Source organism: Arcicella lustrica, from assembly GCF_034930985.1.
GTDB classification, from domain to species: domain Bacteria; phylum Bacteroidota; class Bacteroidia; order Cytophagales; family Spirosomataceae; genus Arcicella; species Arcicella lustrica.
Map to the genome: position 1 here is coordinate 370,430 of NZ_JAYGIM010000006.1, position 19,601 is coordinate 390,030.

The following is a 19,601-nucleotide window of genomic DNA, read 5'->3' on the forward strand; positions in this document are numbered from 1 at the left end:
CATCATTCACAATTCAAAACTCTTAACGTTCAGGCATCGTTTAAATCATGTCAATTTCAATGAAGAAATTCTTTTATATATTATTACTTATTGCCATTTCAATTGATGGTTTTGCTCAACCGAAAAGCAGAGAAACAATCAATTTTAATAAGTCTTGGAAATTTTCATTTGAAAATAATGAGAAGGCAATTACGAATCAGTTCAATGATGCGAATTGGCGAGTACTGAATCTTCCACACGATTGGAGTATTGAAGGACAATTTAGCGAACAACATTTATCAACAACACAAGGTGGCGCATTGCCTACTGGTTTGGCATGGTACAGAAAAAGTTTTTCTATGCCAATGACCGCTCAAAATAAAGTAGTTTGGATAGAATTTGATGGCGTGTATCGCAACAGCGAAGTTTGGATTAACGGACATTATTTAGGCAAACGCCCAAGTGGTTATACTTCTTTCCGTTATGGATTATCGAAATTTTTAAAATTTGGGAAAGAGAAAAATATCATTGCTGTAAAAGTTGATAATTCAGAACAACCGAATTCTCGTTGGTACACAGGTTCTGGAATTTATAGAAATGTACGCTTGGTTATTACTTCTCAAATTGCCATCGACAAATGGGGCGTTTTTGCGACGACACCAAAAGTAAGCCAAGAAGAAGCTGAAATAAAGGTTGAAGTGAATTTGCTAAATCGTGCTAAAAAAAATCAAGTTGTTGATATTCAGAATATTATTGTCGATTCGGGAGGAAAGGTAATCGTTAGCGAACACACTAAAAATCTATCTTTAAAAGACAGTACTGGAAAGTATTTTCAACTTCTGAAAATTAAAAAACCTCAATTGTGGTCGATTGAAAAACCATATTTATACAAAGTAATTACTAAAGTTTTTCAGCAAAATCATGAAATTGATGTTTATGAAAGTACGTTAGGAATTCGTTTTTTCAATATTGAAACAGAAAAAGGTTTTTCATTGAATGGAAAACCAACAAAAATTCAAGGCGTTTGTATGCACCACGATTTAGGTGCTTTGGGTGCGGCTGTGAATGTACGAGCGATGGAACGTCAGCTAGAGATTTTAAAGGCGATGGGTTGTAATGGCATCCGCACAGCGCATAATCCTCCTGCTCCAGAAATTTTAGATTTATGCGACAAAATGGGCTTTATCGTCATGGATGAGGCTTTTGATATGTGGAAGAAGAGAAAATCTAAAAAAGATTACTCTTCAGATTGGACGGCTTGGCATCAAAAAGATTTGGAAGATTTTATCAAAAGAGACCGAAATCATCCTTCGATTTTTATGTGGAGTATCGGAAATGAAATCAGAGAACAATTTGACAGTACTGGCATCACGATTACCAAAGAGCTTGCTCAAATCGTCAAGAAATTAGACAATACTCGTTTAGTTACTTCTGCTTTAACGGAAAATGTACCCGATAAAAATTTCATTTTTCAGTCGGGTGCGTTGGATTTACTTGGCTTTAATTATAAACACGAAGGCTATACAGATTTCCTCAAGAATTTCCCAAATCAGAAATTTATAGCTTCTGAAACTGCCTCAGCTTTGGAATCGAGAGGACGTTATGAAATGCCTCAAGAAAATATTCAATTTTCATCAAGAGATGTAAAAACACAAACCAGAAATGCCGATTGGACGACCTCAGCTTATGATAATGTAGCTGCTTATTGGGGAACGACCCACGAAGAAGCTTGGAAAGCAGTAAAAAATGCGCATTTCATCTCAGGTACTTATGTGTGGACGGGCTTTGATTATTTGGGCGAACCACATCCATATCCGTGGCCAGCACGCAGTTCCTATTTTGGCATTATAGATTTAGCGGGCTTTCCGAAAGACGTTTATTATATGTATCAAAGTGAGTGGACTGAAAAACCTGTTCTTCATTTATTGCCACATTGGAATTGGGAAAAAGGCAAAACGGTAGAAGTATGGGCATATTATTCGCAAGCGGATGAAGTAGAATTGTTTTTGAACGATAAATCTTTAGGCATTCGAAAAAAAGGCGTAAATGATTTTCATGTAAAATGGTCGGTCAATTATGAAGTAGGTACTTTAAAAGCTGTTTCAAGAAAAGATGGAAAAATCGTATTGACAGAAGAAGTAAAAACAGCAGGCAAAGCTTTTAAAATAAAATTATCGGCTGACCGCCAAAGTATCAAAGCCAATGGTGAAGATTTGTCTTTTATCAAAGTAAGCATTGTTGATGAAAATGGAAACCTTGTGCCAGAAGCCAACCATTTAGTGAATTTTAGTTTGGAAGGAGTAGGTTCAATAGTGGGCGTTGATAATGGTTATCAAGCAAGTTTAGAACCTTTCAAAGCAAATTATCGAAGAGCATTTAATGGACTTTGTTTAGCTATTGTTCAAGCTTCTGAAAAAGTAGGAAAGATTACTTTAAAAGCTAGTGCAGAAGGTTTACAGTCGGATACAATTATGATAGAAACTACAAAATGAGCGAATTAAATTTTCAAATAGATAGGAGAGGAGTCTGTTTAGGAAGGCTTTTTGTACTGATTTTTACGTTTTTTATTTTCAATAAAAACCTTTCTTTAGCACAAACCAAAACAGGTTTGAGTACAATTATTCCCCAAACGGAAAAGAGTATCAAAGATTCAAAACCGTGGGTATTTTGGTATTGGATGCAAGCGGCTGTTTCTAAAGAAGGCATCACGGCAGATTTGGAAGCCATGAAAAAAGCAGGCATCGGTGGTGCTTACTTAATGCCGATAAAAGGAGCGACGAATCCGCCAATTTTTACGCCAGTGGTTGAACAGCTCAGTCCGCTTTGGTGGGAAATGGTAAAGCACGCAATGAGCGAAGCTGCTCGACTAAACCTAGAAATGGGAATGCACGTGAGTGACGGTTTTGCATTGGCGGGCGGACCTTGGATTACGCCAGCACTTTCCATGCAAAAAGTTGTTTCATCAAAACTAAATATCAAAGGAAATCAACACATTGACATTCAATTACCTCAGCCTGAAAAGAATGAAAATTATTATCAAGATATTGCCGTTTATGCTTTTCCATCCTTAACAGGAACAGGACAATCTACTAAATCGATTGTTCCAGTTGTCACTTCCAGCAAAGCCGATGTAAACCCACAGTTTTTGGTAAAAGAAGGCAATAAAGAAGGTTTTAAAAGTGATGAACCTTGCTGGATTCAGTACGCTTTTGAAAAGCCATTTATTTGCAGAACGGTCGTTGTAAAAACTGGAGGAAACAATTATCAAGCACAACGTTTATTGATTGAAGTAAGTGATGATGGCAAAAACTTTCGTTCAATTGGCAGATTAGACTCACCAAGACATGGCTGGCAAGATACAGATACCGACATTACACACGCAATTACGCCAACCACTGCCAAATATTTCCGATTTGTTTATGACAAAACTGGAACAGAACCAGGCGCTGAAGATTTAGATGCAGCCAAATGGAAACCAAGTTTTAAAACCATTGGGATTGAACTTTCGGCTGAACCTGTTATTCATCAATTTGAAGGAAAAGCTGCCGAAGTTTGGCGAATAAGTAAGGCTTCAACAGCCGAGCAATTGGCGGATAGTATTTGTGTTCCTCAACAAAAAGTCATTAATATTTCGGATAAAGTAACAGCTGATGGGCGATTGACTTGGGATGTTCCAGCGGGTTCGTGGACGATTCTTAGAATCGGACATACTTCTACAGGGCATACAAATGCAACTGGTGGTGCTGGAAAAGGACTAGAATGCGATAAGTTTAATCCTGAAGCCATCAAATTACAATTTGATAAATGGTTTGGCGAAGCTCAACGTCAACTTGGCTCAGAACTGAGTAAAAAAGCTTTAAAGGTTTTTCATGTAGATAGTTGGGAATGCGGTAGTCAGAACTGGTCGCCAGTTTTCAGAGAGGAGTTTAGGAAAAGAAGAGGCTACGATTTGTTACCTTATTTGCCAATTGTTGCAGGAATTCCAGTTGAAAATGCAGCGTTTTCGGAGAAATTTTTATACGATTTTCGCCAAACAGTTTCGGAATTAGTTGTCGATACTTTTTATAAAACGCTTGCGGATTTAGCGAAAGAAAAAGGTGTAAAATTCTCAGCTGAAAGTGTAGCACCAACCATGACGAGTGATGGATTAGCGCATTATAAATTAGTCGATGTACCTATGGGAGAATTTTGGTTGAATAGCCCAACGCATGATAAACCCAACGATATGTTGGATGCTATTTCGGCGGGACATATCTATGGAAAACCTACCATTCAAGCAGAAGCATTTACTACTTTACGAATGACTTGGAACGAACATCCAGCCATGTTGAAAACACTCCAAGACAGAAATTATGCTTTGGGAATTAATAAATTAGTATATCATGTTTTCATGCACAATCCTTGGTTAGACAGAAAACCTGGAATGACTTTAGACGGAGTAGGCTTATATTTTCAACGAGACCAAACTTGGTGGAAAGCCGGAAAAGCTTGGGTTGACTATGCACAACGTTGTCAGTCATTATTACAAAAAGGCTTTCCTGTAGCAGATTTAGCCGTTTTTATTGGCGATGAAATTCCAAGACGTTCAGTTTTGCCAGATAGATTAGTACCAACTTTAACAGGACTTTTTGGAAAAGAAGTAGTGGAACAAGAAGCAAAACGATTGAAAAATGAAGGTCAGCCTTTAAGACAAATTCCTACAAGTGTTACGCATTCAGCCAACATGGCTGATCCAGAAAAATGGGTAAATGCTTTACGTGGTTATGCTTATGATTCTTTCAATCCTGATGCTTTATTGAATACTGCCAAAGTAAAAAATGGGAAAGTGATTTTTGGTGATGGCACCAGTTATAGCGTCTTAATTTTACCCAAAAAACATGCAATGACTCCCAATGCCAATACAATGTCAGCCCAAACGGCTGAAAAATTATTAGCCTTAGTGAACGACGGCGCAACATTGATTATTGGGGACAAACCCGAAATAGAAGCAGGTACAAAAAGCAGTAAATCGCTTGAAAACTTTGCGAAACAATGTTGGGAAGGAGATTTTGAAGTAATGATGGATGGTACTGATAAAATTTTCTATAAAAATGTTGGCAAAGGAAAAGTAGTAAAAAGTCCTTTTGAAGCCAATACTTTAGCAAAATTGGGTATTGAGCAAGATGTGAATGTGAAAGATGAACAAGGAAATTATGCGAAAGGAATTGCTTGGACACACAGGAAAGCATCAGATTTAGAGTTGTACTTTCTTGCTAATCAGCAAAATACGGAAAGAGTATTGCATTTTTCTTTAAGGGCCAATGGGAAAAGTATTAAATTGTACGATGCGGTGAGCGATAAAACTTTTTTGCCAACATCATGGAAAGTTGAAAATGGGAGAACGGTTTTAACATTGAAATTAGAAGCAAATGCTTCTGTTTTTGTGATTTTTAAAAATAGTTTTGACAACTTTTCAAAAGTTGTCAACGTTAAAGTAAGCGTTGACAAAGCAAAAAACTGGCAGGAATTTAAAGCAATCCAGACTTTAGATAAAGTTTGGAAAGTTGATTTTGAACATTCAAAAACGAATCAAAGAATTACTAAAACTTTTGAAAAGCTAAGTGATTGGACAGTAAATACAGATTCATTGATTCGTTATTATGCTGGTACGGCTAATTATCATCAGAGTTTTGAAGTAAGTTCTTTTCCCAAGAAAAATCAAGAAATTTGGTTGGATTTAGGCAAAGTAGCCAATCTTGCCGAAGTAAAAGTAAATGGAATTGCTTGCGGAATTGTCTGGACAACTCCTTACCGATTGGACATCAGCAAAGCTTTAAAAATTGGCAAAAACGAGTTTAGTATCGAAGTAACTAATACTTGGGCAAATCGATTAATTGGCGATATGCTTTTACCAGAAAATCAAAGAACAACAAAAACAACCGCTCCGATGAAATATTTAGAAACGAAAACTTTATACGAATCAGGCTTGATTGGGCCAGTAAAGCTTTTACAAAGTGAAGGAAACGAATAATTCAATTGTATGTTTCTTTCTAAAAAGAGTCATCCCGAATTTTAAAATCAAAGAAAATCTGTCGAAAAACTAATTTCGGCAGATTTTTTATTTAGTTACAGTTCCGTTAGGAACTAAATATCGGTAGGGGTATCTATTTTTACACTCCATCTAGCCCCTTTTGGGGCGAAATATTTCGCCCCAAAAGGGGCTAGATGTGAATATTATTTTCATTTTACTGCAAATGTCGCTACCGATATTTCGCCTCTATGAGGCTATTTTATTTTGACCCTCTAAAATCTCTATTTTTTGGTAAAATTTTGGATGATTCATCTTTCTATTTACTCATTTTAATCAGAAAATGAGTAAATCCTCTTTATGCAAACATCCTACAATATCTTGTGAAAATGTTATATATAATACAGGTATATTGCTATTAATTTTGGTTTTTTATCGAAACCCTTTTAATATGTACGCTATCAAAAAATATGCAGTTTTTTCAGCGAAAGCCAAACTTGCAAAACCTATCTCAGACGCTACGCATACCCTGACGGAAATTTCTTTTTTGGTATTAAGAATCGAAACCATTCATGGAATCATCGGAGAATCCTATCTGCTGAGTTTTCAATACAGTCCACGAGCTATCGCTGGAGCTTTGAAAGATGTGGGCGAAATGCTTGTTGGCGAACAAGTTTTTAATACAGTAAAAGTTTTCGAAAAACTTAATCATGCCAATGAGTATTTTGGAATGGAAGGTATAAACCGTTGGGCACAAGCTGCTTATAATATTGCTATGTGGGACGCTTGGTGTAAAATTTTGAACCAGCCGATTTGGAAAGTTTTGGGTTCGTCGAGAAGCGAAGTACCTATTTATGGGAGTGGCGGTTGGATTTCGTACAGTACAGAAGAATTGATTGACGAAGTAAGTAATTATAAAGCCAGAGGTTTCAAAGCAGTAAAAATAAAAGTAGGAAAACCCGACTGGCAAGAAGATTTAGAACGCCTAAAATTAGTTCGTGAAGCAGTTGGCAACGACATTAATATCATGATGGATGCCAACCAAGGAATGAATGTGCCGAATGCGTTGGCTTTGGCAAGAGCCGCCAGAGCATTGAATATTCAATGGTTTGAAGAGCCAATTGACCATACAGATTTTGAAGGCTATCAATTATTAAGAACGCAAGCGGGAATTTCTTTGGCAATGGGCGAAAGAGAATATTCGACTTTACCCTTGCGAGAATTATTGCAAAGAAACGCTATCGATATTTGGCAACCCGATATTTTACGCTTGGGTGGCGTAGAAGCTTGGCGAAACAGTGCCGCTTTGGCTGGAAGTTTTAACATTCCAGTGTTGCCACATTATTATAAAGATTACGATATTCCATTGCTTTGCACGATTTCAAATGGAGTAGGAGCGGAGTCTTTCGATTGGATTGACCCACTGATTGATCATCCTTTGCAAATTCAGAATGGTATGGCAAAACCTCACGACCGTGCTGGTTGGGGTTTTTCATTCAAAGATGAATGTCTGACAGCGATTTAATTCTCAGCCATTCACACACAAGTTTTTAGCATTTATAAGATGAAGAAGTTAAAATATTTATTGTTATTTCTCTCCAGTTTGATTCCGTTCGGAATAAAGGCTCAGTTGGTCGATAAAACGCCCGCTGCCGTTCCGAATGCACCAAGTATTTATCAGACAGAACCTTATGAAGACCCAACCGTCAGTGGAATCAACCGAGATGCTTCCAGGGCTACTGCTTATTCTTTTGATAATGTACAGAGTGCTTTACAAGGGAAACGTGAAAAGTCGAATCGTTATCTTTCATTAAATGGTGAATGGGATTTTAGTTTTGCCCTAAAACCTGCTGATGCGCCAAAAGATTTTTATAAAAGCAAAGTAACAGGATGGAAGAAAATTCCTGTGCCTTCTAACTGGGAAATGCAAGGTTATGATAAACCGATTTATAAAAGTGCAGTTTATCCTTTCAGGCCCGTAAATCCTCCTTTTGTTCCAAAAGATTATAATGGGGTTGGCTGTTATCAGCGTTCATTTTCTGTGCCTGCTAATTGGAAAGAAAGTAACGTTACTTTACATTTTGGTGGAATAAGTTCAGCCTATAAAGTTTGGCTGAATGGCAAATTTGTGGGATATGCCGAAGATAGTTTTCTTTCTTCTGAATTCAATATTACTCCTTATTTACAAGATGGAGAAAATGTATTATCTGTTTGGGTGATTCGTTGGAGTGATGGTTCTTTTTTGGAAGACCAAGACCAATGGCGTTTAAGTGGTATTCATCGTGAAGTATTTCTTCATGCAGAACCGAAATTAAGAATTGCGGATTTTTTCTATCAAACCAAATTGGATAAAGATTATAAAGATGCCTTGTTGAGTATTCGTCCAAGAATGGAGAATTTAACTGGAAAAGAAGTTGTTGGTTATCAGTTAAAAGCACAGTTATTTGATAAAAACAATCAGCCTGTTTTGGAAAAACCACTAGAAAAAAGTGTAGAATCTATCATTAATGAAATCTATCCACGATTAGATAATACCAAGTTTGGTTTATTAGAAACACCAATAAAAAATCCAGAAAAATGGAGTGATGAAATTCCAAATTTATACACTTTGGTGCTTTCTTTGGAAGATAGTGTCGGCAATTTATTGGAAGCAAAAAGCTGTAAATTAGGATTTCGTTCCATTGAATTTTCCAAAGAAAATAGTAAACTCTTAATCAACGGAAAAGTAACGTATTTATATGGCGTTAATCGACCAGACCATCATCCAACCAAAGGAAAAGCACTTTCTCGTGAAGACATTTTACAAGATATTCTCACGATAAAACGCTTTAATTTTAATTGCATTCGCACCAGCCATTATCCCAGCGATCCTTATTTATATGATTTATGCGATGAATATGGCATTTTGGTGATTGATGAAGCCAATCTTGAAACACATGGTTTGGGTTCTAAACTAAGTAATGATGCTGCTTGGACGGGCGCCTATTTGGAACGAAGTAATCGAATGGCTTTGCGAGATAAAAATCATCCTTCTATTATTTTTTGGAGTTTGGGTAATGAAGCTGGTCGTGGACCAAACCATGCGGCAATGGCAGCTTGGATTCATGATTTTGATATTACTCGTCCTGTTCATTACGAACCAGCGATGGGAAGTCCGAATATGGATGGGTATATGGACAATAAAGACCCGAAATATTTAAAACCAAACGACCATTCGCATCGTATTCAAAATCCCTTAGACCAATATTATGTGGACATTGTCAGCAGAATGTATCCTGCGATGTACACACCTGAACTTTTGGCAAATCAGCCGAATGGAGATACCAGACCGATTTTCTTTTGTGAGTATGCCCATGCAATGGGAAATAGTGCGGGAAATTTAAAAGAATTTTGGGATTTATTCCGAAAAACAAAAAGAGTAATTGGAGGCTGTATTTGGGAATTTAAAGACCAAGGTTTATTGAAAAAAGATGCTGAATCTGGTAAAGATTTTTATGCTTATGGGGGAGATTTTGGCGAAAAATACTTCGATAATTTCACGATAAAAGGAGTAGTCGCTTCTGATGGCAGAGCAAAAGCTGCGATGTACGAATGCAAAAGAGTATTCCAAGGCATAGAAAGTACTTTAGAGAATGCTGAAACAGCAACGATAAGAATTTCAAATCGTTATGCCACCAAATCTTTGGGCGACTATACCATTTTCATAAAGATTTTGGAAGATGGAAAAGTAATTTCTACCAAAGAATTACCTAAAATGAATTTGCAAGCAGGAAAAGATACGCTTTTTAGTTTAGTTCCTCATTTACCAAAATTCAAGGAAAATACAGAGTTTTTTGCTGAGTTTCATGTAGTACTTTCAAAAAATGAAGTTTGGGCTGAAAAAGGTTTTGAAGTAGCATCCAATCAATTTTCTTTGACAGGATTCTCTCAAAAAGAATCACTCAATAAAACATTTCCAACTTTAGCGTTGGTGGAAGAAAATACAGCTTTTACAATTAAAGGAAAGAGTTTTCAAATCAAGATTGATAAATCAAATGGAGCTTTAAGTTCATATCTTTTCAAAGGGAAAGAACAAATTTTTAGTCCGCTATTGCCAAAATTTAGTCGCCCGCTGACAGACAACGACCGTCGTGGTTGGAAAGCGCAACGCAAATTAAAGCAATGGTATAATGTTGATTTAAAACTGAAAAGTTGTGTCACCAAAACAATTTCAAAAGGAATTATTCAAATCAGTACAAATTACTCTTTGGTGAACGATAGTGCTTTTGTTCAAATAAATTATAGCATCAATGGCGATGGCGTTATTAAAGTAGCTTACGATTTTAAGCCATCTTTTGCTTTGCCTAATATGCCAAAAGTAGGAATGCAATGCGGTATTGAAAGAACTTTTGAAAACATTTCTTGGTACGGAAAAGGCGAATTAGAAAATTATGTTGACCGCTCTTACGGTTTTGATGTAGGCATTTATCAGCAAAATATTCAAGATTTTATGGAGCCTTATGCTGTTCCACAAGAAAATGGAAACAGAACGGATGTGCGTTGGATGTACTTATCAAATAAAAAACAAGAAGGTTTATTAGTGATGGCAGATAGTTTGTTGAGCATGAGTGCTAGACCTTATACCGACCAAAACATTGAAACTGCAAAACATACATATAAGCTAAAAGATGCTGGTTTTATCAACCTCAATATTGATATAAGACAAATGGGCGTGGGCGGAAATGACAGTTGGAGCGACGTCGCTGCACCTTTAGAGGAATACCAAATCAAAGCGAAACCGTATCAATATACTTTTTACATTACACCATATATTGCTGGAAAAGAATCAATTAGTTCAAAAGTAAAAGCGCTTAAGTTTTAAAAGACAGTTTCAACGTTGAAGAAAATATGAAAACATTAATGAAACAAATAGGAGTATTGTGTTTGCTAATACTTTCCGTGAGTCATTCTCAAGCCCAAAATAAAGGCTTGGTCAATACGGCAAAAAGTCCAAATGCCAAATTACAAAGTATAGATTTTGGTGATGTAACGTGGACTTCTGGTTTTTGGGCAGACCGCTTTTCGGTGTGTCGTTCGTCGATGGTTCCTACTTTATGGAAAAATTATACGGATGCAAATTTGAGTCATTCTTTCAAAAATTTTGAGATTGCTGCTGGCTTAGAGAATGGAGCTTTCAAAGGTCCGTCTTTTCATGATGGTGATTTTTATAAAACCTTGGAAGCCGTAGCGAGTATGTACGCTTCTACGAAAGATAAAAAATTGGATGAATTGATGGATCATGCCATCGAAGTAATCGGTAAAGCCCAAAAGCCTGATGGTTATATTTATACAAAGGCAATTATCCAGCAAAAGAAAACAGGCGAACAAAAGATGTTTGACGATAAGCTAAGTTTTGAAGCTTATAATTTCGGACATTTAATGACGGCAGCTTGCGTACATTATAGAGTAACAGGCAAAACATCTTTATTGAATATTGCCAAAAAAGCGACAGATTTCCTGATTGAATTTTACAATAATGCAAGTCCAGAACAAGCAAGAAATGCCATTTGTCCATCGCATTATATGGGTATTATTGAAATGTACAGAACTACTTCAGAACCTAAATACTTAGCATTAGCGAAGCGACTTATCAATATTCGTGGACTTTCGGAAGGAACAGATGATAATTCAGACAGAGTACCGTTCAGACAAATGAAAAAAGTAGTTGGTCATGCTGTGCGAGCGAATTATTTGTTTGCTGGTGCAGCTGATATTTTTGCAGAAACGGGCGACAGTACTTTATTATCGACATTAGATTTGATGTGGGACGATGTCATTAATCACAAAATGTACATCACGGGTGGTTGTGGAGCTTTATACGATGGCGTTTCGCCAGAAGGTACTTCTTACAAACCTGATACCGTTCAAAAAGTACATCAATCTTATGGAAAATCGTATCAATTACCCAACCATTCTGCTCATAACGAAACCTGTGCGAACATTGGAAATTTATTATGGAATTGGCGAATGCTACAAATTACAGGCGAAGCCAAGTATGCCGATGTGATGGAATTGGCTTTGTACAACAGCATTTTATCGGGCATTAGTTTAGATGGCGATAAGTTTTTTTACACCAATCCTTTAAGTGCTTCGGATGATTACCCTTACCAATTGCGTTGGATGGGTGGCAGACAAAAATATATCAGTAAATCAAATTGCTGTCCGCCAAATACGGTTAGAACCATCGCCCAAATCAATACTTATGCCTACAGCGTTTCTGACAAGGGTTTATGGTTGAATTTGTACGGAGCCAATACGCTTTCTACTTCTTTAAAAGATGGTTCAAAAATTAGTTTGGTGCAAATAACGAATTATCCTTGGGATGGCAATATCAGCATTGAGTTGAAAGAAGTTGCTAAAAATCCTTTTTCAGTTTTTGTAAGAATTCCTGAATGGAGTAAAGGCGCAAGTATCAAAATCAACGGAAAATTATTTGCAGGAAAAATTGAAACAGGAACTTATGTTGAATTAAATAGAAAATGGTCGGCTTCGGATAAAATTGAAATTGTTTTACCAATGACGGTGAAAATGATTGAAGCCAATCCGTTAGCAGAAGAAATCAGAAACCAAGTAGCTGTAAAAAGAGGACCAATAGTATATTGTTTGGAATCGGTTGATAATGCCAATGTGAAATTAAATACACTTGCTATTTCACCAAAAAGTAAATGGAAAACCAGTAGCATGACAATTGAAAACAGTCCGATTACAGCCTTAGACGGCGAAGCAAAAATTGTTGATGCAAGTACTTGGTCAAATAAATTATACAGAGAAGTATCAGAACAAACGCCCGTTTCAACCAAAGTACGTTTAATTCCATATTATGCTTGGAGTAACCGTGGGCACTCAGAAATGGAAGTTTGGATTCCTATTAGCCGATAAAATTTTATGGAAAGAATAACAGCAACATATTTTATAGAAACGCCTTTCGAGCCAGCATCTGCTGCCGCAGTTTTAGCAGGAGAACAATCTTCTGGTACTTTCACCGAAGTACCGGGCGAAACGGAAGAATTAAAACAAAGATTCGCTGCCAGAGTAGAATCAGTTGAATTTCTGGAAACGGTTTCAACGCCCGCTATTCCTGGCTCAGAAAGTAAAGACAATCAGTATCATCGTGCCATCGTAAAAGTATCATGGTCGATTGAAAATTTTGGCTATAATTTGCCCGTTTTGATTTCTTCCTTACAAGGTAATTTATACGAAATTCGTCAATTTACAGGATTGAAATTGATGGATATTGACATTCCTGAGAGTTATGCCAACCATTTTTCAGGACCAAAATTTGGCATTGCAGGTTGTAGAAAATTAACGGACGTACAAAATCGTCCTTTAATTGGAACAATCATAAAACCAAGTGTAGGTTTAACACCACAACAAACAGCAACTTTAGTAGGAACACTTGCCGAAGCTGGCATAGATTTTATCAAAGATGATGAACTACTTTCTTCAACAGCTAACTCGCCTTTCAATGAAAGAGTCGATGAAGTAATGAACGTGATTAATCGTTTTGCAGATAAAACAGGCAAGAAAATCATGTATGCTTTTAACATCAGTGGTGAAATAGACGAAATGTTAGCCCGTTACGAAAAAGTAGTGAATGCTGGCGGAACTTGTGCGATGGTTAGTATCAATAGTGTTGGTCTGGCTGGTACTAAAAAGATTTGCGACCAAGGAGCATTGGCAATTCATGGTCATAGAAATGGTTGGGGAATGTTAACCAGACATCCATTATTAGGAATAGATTTTAGAGCCTATCAAAAACTTTGGCGTTTAGCTGGCGTTGACCAATTGCACGTAAATGGTATTCAAAATAAATTCTGGGAAAGTGATGATTCTGTCGTGGCTTCGATTGAAGCTTGCCTAAAACCAATGTTAGGCGGATACGAAGTTTTACCAGTAGTTTCATCAGGACAGTGGGGCGGACAAGCACCCGAAACCTATCGTCGTACCAAAACAACAGACTTATTGTACATGGCTGGTGGTGGAATTTTGGCGCATCCTATGGGACCAGCCGCTGGCGTAACCGCTTTACAACAAGCTTGGCAAGCAGCAGTAGATGGTTTAGATATTGAAGGAGCAGCGAAAATCTATCCTGAATTTGCGAAATCTGTAGAAAAATTTGGCTCGAAATAATATGGCGAATCATCATTTACTCATGGCATATTATGGCGATGATTTTACAGGTTCGACGGATGCCTTGGAGTTTCTGAGTAGGGCAGGAGCGAAGACAGCACTTTTTATCGAAGCACCAACGGCTACACAATTATCCGCTTATTCCGATTTAAAAGCTATTGGCGTAGCGGGCTTGTCGAGGTCGATGTCGCCAGTGCAGATGGAAGAAACACTCTTTCCGACCTTCTCAGCCTTAAAAGCGTTGGGTGTAAAACACGTGCATTATAAAGTATGCTCAACTTTTGATTCTTCTCCTAATATTGGAAGTATCGGAAAAGCCATTGATGTTGGAGCGTCCGTTTTCAAAAATACTTGTATTCCTTTATTAGTTGCAGCGCCTTCTTTGGGGCGTTATTGTGCTTTTGGAAATTTATTTGCTAGAATGGGAATCGGGAGTGAAGGACAAATTCACAGACTTGACCGCCATCCTTCTATGAGTAAACATCCTGTAACCCCTGCAGATGAAAGTGATTTAAGAATACATTTAGCGAAACAGACCGATAAAAAAATAGGTTTGTTGGATATTCTCGAAGTAGCAAAACCTTATCAGGAATTAAAAGAAGGGTTGAAAAAACAACTGGAAGTACAAGCTGAAGTACTCTTGATTGATGCCATGTATGAATCGCAATTTTTAAATATTGGTAGATTATTAGATGAATTAGCAGATGCTGAACAACCTTTATTTTCGGTAGGTTCTTCGGGAATAGAAATGGCATTGGGGAAATATTGGAACGAAACCCAAGAACTTCAAGCCGCTACGACTTGGGAAAAACTCGAAAAAGCTAATCCCTTATTAGTCATTGCAGGAAGTTGTTCGCCCGTTACTTCACGACAAATTTCTTGGGCTTTGGAACATGGATTTAAAGAAATCATCATAGACGCTCAGGCAATTTGTGATGGCGAAATCAATGAGGTATTGCTGAAAGAATACATTAAAAAGGCTGTGAGTTTAGCCCAAGAAGGTCATCACATAATCATTCATACCAATGGAAGTAAAACCAATGTTCAAACAACGTTATCTTCCGAAAAACTAGGAAAAGCATTGGGTTTGATTGCCAAAAAAGTTGTATCTGAAAGCGAAGTAAAAAGAGTTGTGATTGCAGGAGGCGATACTTCAAGTTATGCCGCAAGAGCGATGGAAATTGAAGCAGTAGAAATGATTGCACCTTTAGTGGCAGGCGCACCAGTTTGTAAAGCTCGTTCAGCCAATCCTTTTATCAATGGCATTGAAGTAAATTTTAAAGGCGGACAAGTAGGCGATGAACGATACTTCGGAATATTATTAGACGGAAAATTATAAAGCAATTAATCATTAGCGATAAAAAAATGCAAGCAAAAACTTTAGGATTAATTCATACTTCGGCAACGTTAGTGCCTGTTTTTCAACAACTTTGTAACGAATACTTGCCTGGAATTCAAGTGTTTAATATTGTGGATGATAGCCTGATAAAGAACGTTATCAAACATGGCGAACTTAGACCAGACGTGTCAAGAAGAGTGGTAAATTATGTGGGTTCGGCTGAAGCTGCTGGCGCAGATTTTATCATGGTTACTTGTTCTTCAATCGGTTCGGCGGTGGAAGCTTCTGAGGCTTTGACAGGCGTACCCGTTTTACGAGTTGACCAACCGATGGCGGATTTAGCAGTACAAACGGGAAAAAGAATTGGAGTAATTGCAACACTTCCAACTACTTTAGGACCAACTAGCGATTTAGTACTTCGTCGTGCTGAAAAAGCAGATAAAGAAATTGAATTAGTTTCAGTATTATGCGAAGGTGCTTTTGAAGCATTGATGAGTGGCGATGCGCCTAAACATGATGAAATGGTAGCTGCTGCTTTGAAAGAATTAGTGACCAAAGTAGATGTTATTTTATTAGCGCAAGCTTCAATGGCGAGAGTTGTAGATACTTTTGATGAAGCAGATAAAAAAGTACCTATTTTGGCGAGTCCAACCATTGCTGTTCAACATCTTGCAACCATTCTTTTGTCATGAAAAGTATTCAGCAATTTCTATTAGGAGTAAGTGCTGTATCAATATTGGTTTTGTTGTATGCGATTCTGCAAGAAAACCTATTATTGAGTCGAATAACGGCTGTTTTAACAGCACTTAGTTTTACAATTGGCATGGTTTGCATTCCATCCTTGAAAAACTATCAATACACTGCCTGGATTATCACGGCTGTGGTGGCAGGAATGGTTTATCCTGCCGCTTTTACACATTGGGGAACGATTGATTTAAGAAACAAATGGCTTATTTTAATCATCATTCAATTTGTGATGTTTGGCATGGGCATTCAGATGAGTATTCATGATTTTTCTGGATTGGCTTCAACGGGTAAAGGCGTTGCCATTGGTTTACTTTGTCATTTTTCAATCATGCCATTTATGGGTTGGTTATTGACTAAGATATTTGATTTTGAACCAGAAATTGCTGCGGGAATTATTCTAATCGGTTCATGTTCAAGTGGTTTGGCTTCAAATGTGATGGTGTATTTAGCTAAGGCAAATCTCGTTTTATCGGTTGTGGTAACGGCAATGGCAACATTGGTAGCACCGTTTTTAACACCGCTTATCATGAAATTATTAGCGGGAACTTTAATCGAGATTCATTTTATCAATATGATGATGGAAATCATTAAAATCGTTATTGTTCCCATCAGTGCGGCATTATTGCATGATTATTTGAAAATGGCTTCGCCACAAGGAAAGAAAAATGTAAATGTTCTTTTGTTCATTTCCTTAATTTGGCTACTCGCTTTACCTTTTGGACTTTGGCATTGGTTCGAATCATCATCACTTTCTTCCGAAGTACTTCAATCTTTAGAAGTTTTTAGTTTCTTATTGGCTGCCATTGTTGTCGGTGTTTTGTATCATCAAGGAGCTAAGCTTTTTCCTAAATTAGATAAAATTATGCCCTATATTTCAATGTTTGGAATCATCTATTTTACAACAGTAACAACCGCTGCTGGGAGAGAAAATTTAATGAAAGTTGGCTTTTTATTATTTATCAGTTCTGTGATTCATAATGCTTCTGGTTACTTTTTTGGTTATTGGCTGAGTCGTTTGTTTGGCTTAGATAAAAACTCATCGAGAACCATTGCCTTTGAAGTAGGCTTACAAAATGGTGGAATGGCATCTGGTTTAGCAGGTGGAATGGGGAAACTCGGAACTGTTGGTTTACCAGCCGCAGTATTCAGTCCGTGGATGAATATTTCAGGCTCAATTCTAGCAAATTACTGGCGCAAGAAAAGTGTTGAAAATGAGGAGTAAAGATGATTTTAAACCATTTCTGAATATAATCTCTTTTAATATTTAATTATACAAATATATTTTTGGATAAAAGTATTATTATAAGAAAAAAACATATAGTTTTGTGTCAATTAAACACATTTAAACTTTTCAATGTAAAACCCAATGTAGCATTTGTATGTATTTGCAGATGCTCTTTGTGTTTGAGCATCCGAGAATCATTTGAATATGAAAATTGTAACATTACATACTAAAGAGCATGTTTCTGACAGCCTTTTATGGCTTAACTTCAAAAATGGAGACGGAGATGCACTGAGCGAGTTGATGAGACGATATTTTCGCTCTCTTTTGCAGTATGGTACAAAATTCACCAAAAATAAATCTTTGATTGAAGACACCATTCAGGATTTATTTTTAGAATTATTAGAACGTAAAGCCTACCTTTCTACGCCAGCTTCTGTAAAAAATTATTTATTCAAAGCACTTCGAAATAATTTAATCAGAGCTGTTAATAAAAGTAATTTATCGACTGATTTTCTTGAACAAGAAGACGAGCAAATGATTGAGTTTGAAAACATCGAATTCATGCTTTTGCAAGAAGATGATTTAAATGAATTGCTTTCTAAATTTAATGAATACTTCAAATTACTGACCAAGCGTCAGAAAGAAGCCTTGTACTTGCGATATTACGAGAACCTTAGCCACGAAGAAATCTCTGCTATTATGGATATTAACAAGCAATCGGTTTCGAATCTTCTCCAACAAAGCATCGTTATTCTCAGAAATAACTGGTTAGCTTCCATCTTTTTATTGAGTTTAATAGATTGATTATCAAATCATTGAATTTTTATGTAATTATTTTTCGTTTTTTTTGTCAAAAAACGAGTATCTCAGTCCTTCATTTTTCTAATCTAATTAAACGAGTACAAATTTTGATTTATATATGAATAATTATGATAATTTCAAGGCAATAGACTTTGTGAATCATCAAGCATTTAGGGCTTGGGTATTCAACAAAGAACTCGATGCTAATGATGATTTGTTGCTTTGGTTATCAAATAGCCAAAGTAACCGTCATGAATTAGAAAAAGCGAGAATGTATTTATTGAATATTCACAATATGCAACCTGAAATTTCTGAGGAATATGTAGAAGATAAAATACAAGATTTTTGGAAAAAAGCTGAAGAAAAAAACTTGAATATTGAGGATATTGAACCAGCAAAGAAATTTAGAATTGTAGATTGGCTCGTCGCTGCGGCATCTGTTTGTTTGATTGTTGGCTTGATGTGGGTTTTGTTGCCCAACCGTGAGCAAAGCGTGAATAGTTTAATTTCAGAGTTGTTTATCAACGACCAATCATCTGACCAAATAGAAAAAGTAAACAAAGGAACAGAAAGCATGAATGTGCTTTTGCCCGATGGCTCTAAAGTAACGCTAGAACCTAACAGTTCTGTGAGTTATCCAGAGAGTTTTGATAAAGAATTAAGAGAAGTAAATTTAGTTGGAGAAGCTTTTTTCGATGTAGTAAAAAATCCTGATCAGCCTTTTATTGTACATTTTAATGAATTGGTTGTCAAAGTATTAGGGACAAGTTTTACCATCAGCGCACCCAAGGGAGACAACAAAATGCAAGTATTGGTGAAAACTGGAAAAGTATCAGTCTTTGAAAATAATGAATGGCAAAAGTTGAAAAATGATACCAACCCTGCTGTTCGTGGAGTAATCATTACTGCGAATCAGAAGGTAGAGTATTTGAAAGAAACAGCAAAGTTTGAAAAGAAACTGGTAGATAGTCCAGCGATTATCAATCCAGTACTTTCTGAAAATGATTTTACTTTTGACGAGACGCCATTGATGGATGTTTTTGAAAAACTGGAGAAAGCTTACGGTATCAAAATCGTTGTTGACGAAAACCAAGTGGCTAATTGTACGCTTACGGCTACTTTATCAGATGAACCTTTGATTGAAAAACTCAATCTCATTAGCAAAATTATCCACGGAAATTATGAAATGATTGATGGACAAATTGTGATGAATGTGAAGAGTTGTAAGAAATAGGAGAGAAGCAAGACGCAAGATTTAAGACTTGATGACTTTAGGTAAGGTAGGTAAGATTTAAGAATTGATATTGGCGTAAATGCTTTTTGTGAATTAGTAA

The 19,601-nt window shown here is 36.7% G+C and carries 11 protein-coding genes; all 11 read left to right on the forward strand.

All coding sequences use genetic code 11. The features are described 5' to 3' along the window. Window positions 1-59 precede the first annotated feature (59 nt). The 11 genes from galB (at window position 60) to VB798_RS09255 (ending at window position 19,501) form a co-directional block, all read left to right on the forward strand. A complete protein-coding gene (gene galB / locus VB798_RS09205) occupies window positions 60-2,471 on the forward strand; it encodes a beta-galactosidase GalB (RefSeq protein WP_323258171.1) in 2,412 nt (803 codons plus the stop codon). After that, on the forward strand, window positions 2,468-5,989 hold the full coding sequence (locus VB798_RS09210) for a glycosyl hydrolase (protein WP_323258172.1): 3,522 nt from the start codon (window positions 2,468-2,470) through the stop codon (window positions 5,987-5,989). Before galB ends, VB798_RS09210 begins: the two co-directional genes overlap by 4 nt. Window positions 5,990-6,437: 448 nt before the next feature. Next, window positions 6,438-7,511 (forward strand): mandelate racemase/muconate lactonizing enzyme family protein, encoded by a 1,074-nt coding sequence (locus VB798_RS09215; protein WP_323258174.1) that lies wholly within the window; start codon window positions 6,438-6,440, stop codon window positions 7,509-7,511. Between the two features lie 39 nt (window positions 7,512-7,550). Then, on the forward strand, window positions 7,551-10,847 hold the full coding sequence (locus VB798_RS09220) for a glycoside hydrolase family 2 TIM barrel-domain containing protein (RefSeq protein ID WP_323258176.1): 3,297 nt from the start codon (window positions 7,551-7,553) through the stop codon (window positions 10,845-10,847). Between the two features lie 26 nt (window positions 10,848-10,873). Beyond that, complete coding sequence (locus VB798_RS09225) at window positions 10,874-12,904, forward strand: aceric acid hydrolase (RefSeq protein ID WP_323258178.1); 2,031 nt, start codon at window positions 10,874-10,876, stop codon at window positions 12,902-12,904. 6 nt (window positions 12,905-12,910) lie between these two features. Continuing rightward, window positions 12,911-14,155: a ribulose-bisphosphate carboxylase large subunit family protein gene (locus VB798_RS09230; protein WP_323258180.1), complete on the forward strand. Its 1,245-nt coding sequence runs from the start codon at window positions 12,911-12,913 to the stop codon at window positions 14,153-14,155. Between the two features lies 1 nt (window position 14,156). After that, window positions 14,157-15,494, forward strand: a complete 1,338-nt coding sequence (locus VB798_RS09235; RefSeq protein ID WP_323258182.1) for a four-carbon acid sugar kinase family protein — start codon at window positions 14,157-14,159, stop codon at window positions 15,492-15,494. 26 nt (window positions 15,495-15,520) lie between these two features. Beyond that, window positions 15,521-16,186, forward strand: coding sequence for an aspartate/glutamate racemase family protein (locus tag VB798_RS09240; protein ID WP_323258183.1), 666 nt, complete (start codon window positions 15,521-15,523; stop codon window positions 16,184-16,186). Continuing rightward, entirely contained in the window at window positions 16,183-17,463 is a 1,281-nt protein-coding gene (locus tag VB798_RS09245; protein ID WP_323258184.1) for a bile acid:sodium symporter family protein, read from the forward strand. The genes VB798_RS09240 and VB798_RS09245 overlap by 4 nt, the downstream gene beginning before the upstream one ends. Before the next feature lie 207 nt (window positions 17,464-17,670). After that, the gene (locus tag VB798_RS09250) at window positions 17,671-18,270 is read left to right on the forward strand and encodes an RNA polymerase sigma factor (protein WP_323258185.1); all 600 of its coding nucleotides are present in this window, start codon (window positions 17,671-17,673) and stop codon (window positions 18,268-18,270) included. A gap of 115 nt (window positions 18,271-18,385) precedes the next feature. Next, the gene (locus VB798_RS09255) at window positions 18,386-19,501 is read left to right on the forward strand and encodes a FecR family protein (RefSeq protein ID WP_323258186.1); all 1,116 of its coding nucleotides are present in this window, start codon (window positions 18,386-18,388) and stop codon (window positions 19,499-19,501) included. The last annotated feature ends 100 nt before the right edge of the window (window positions 19,502-19,601 follow it).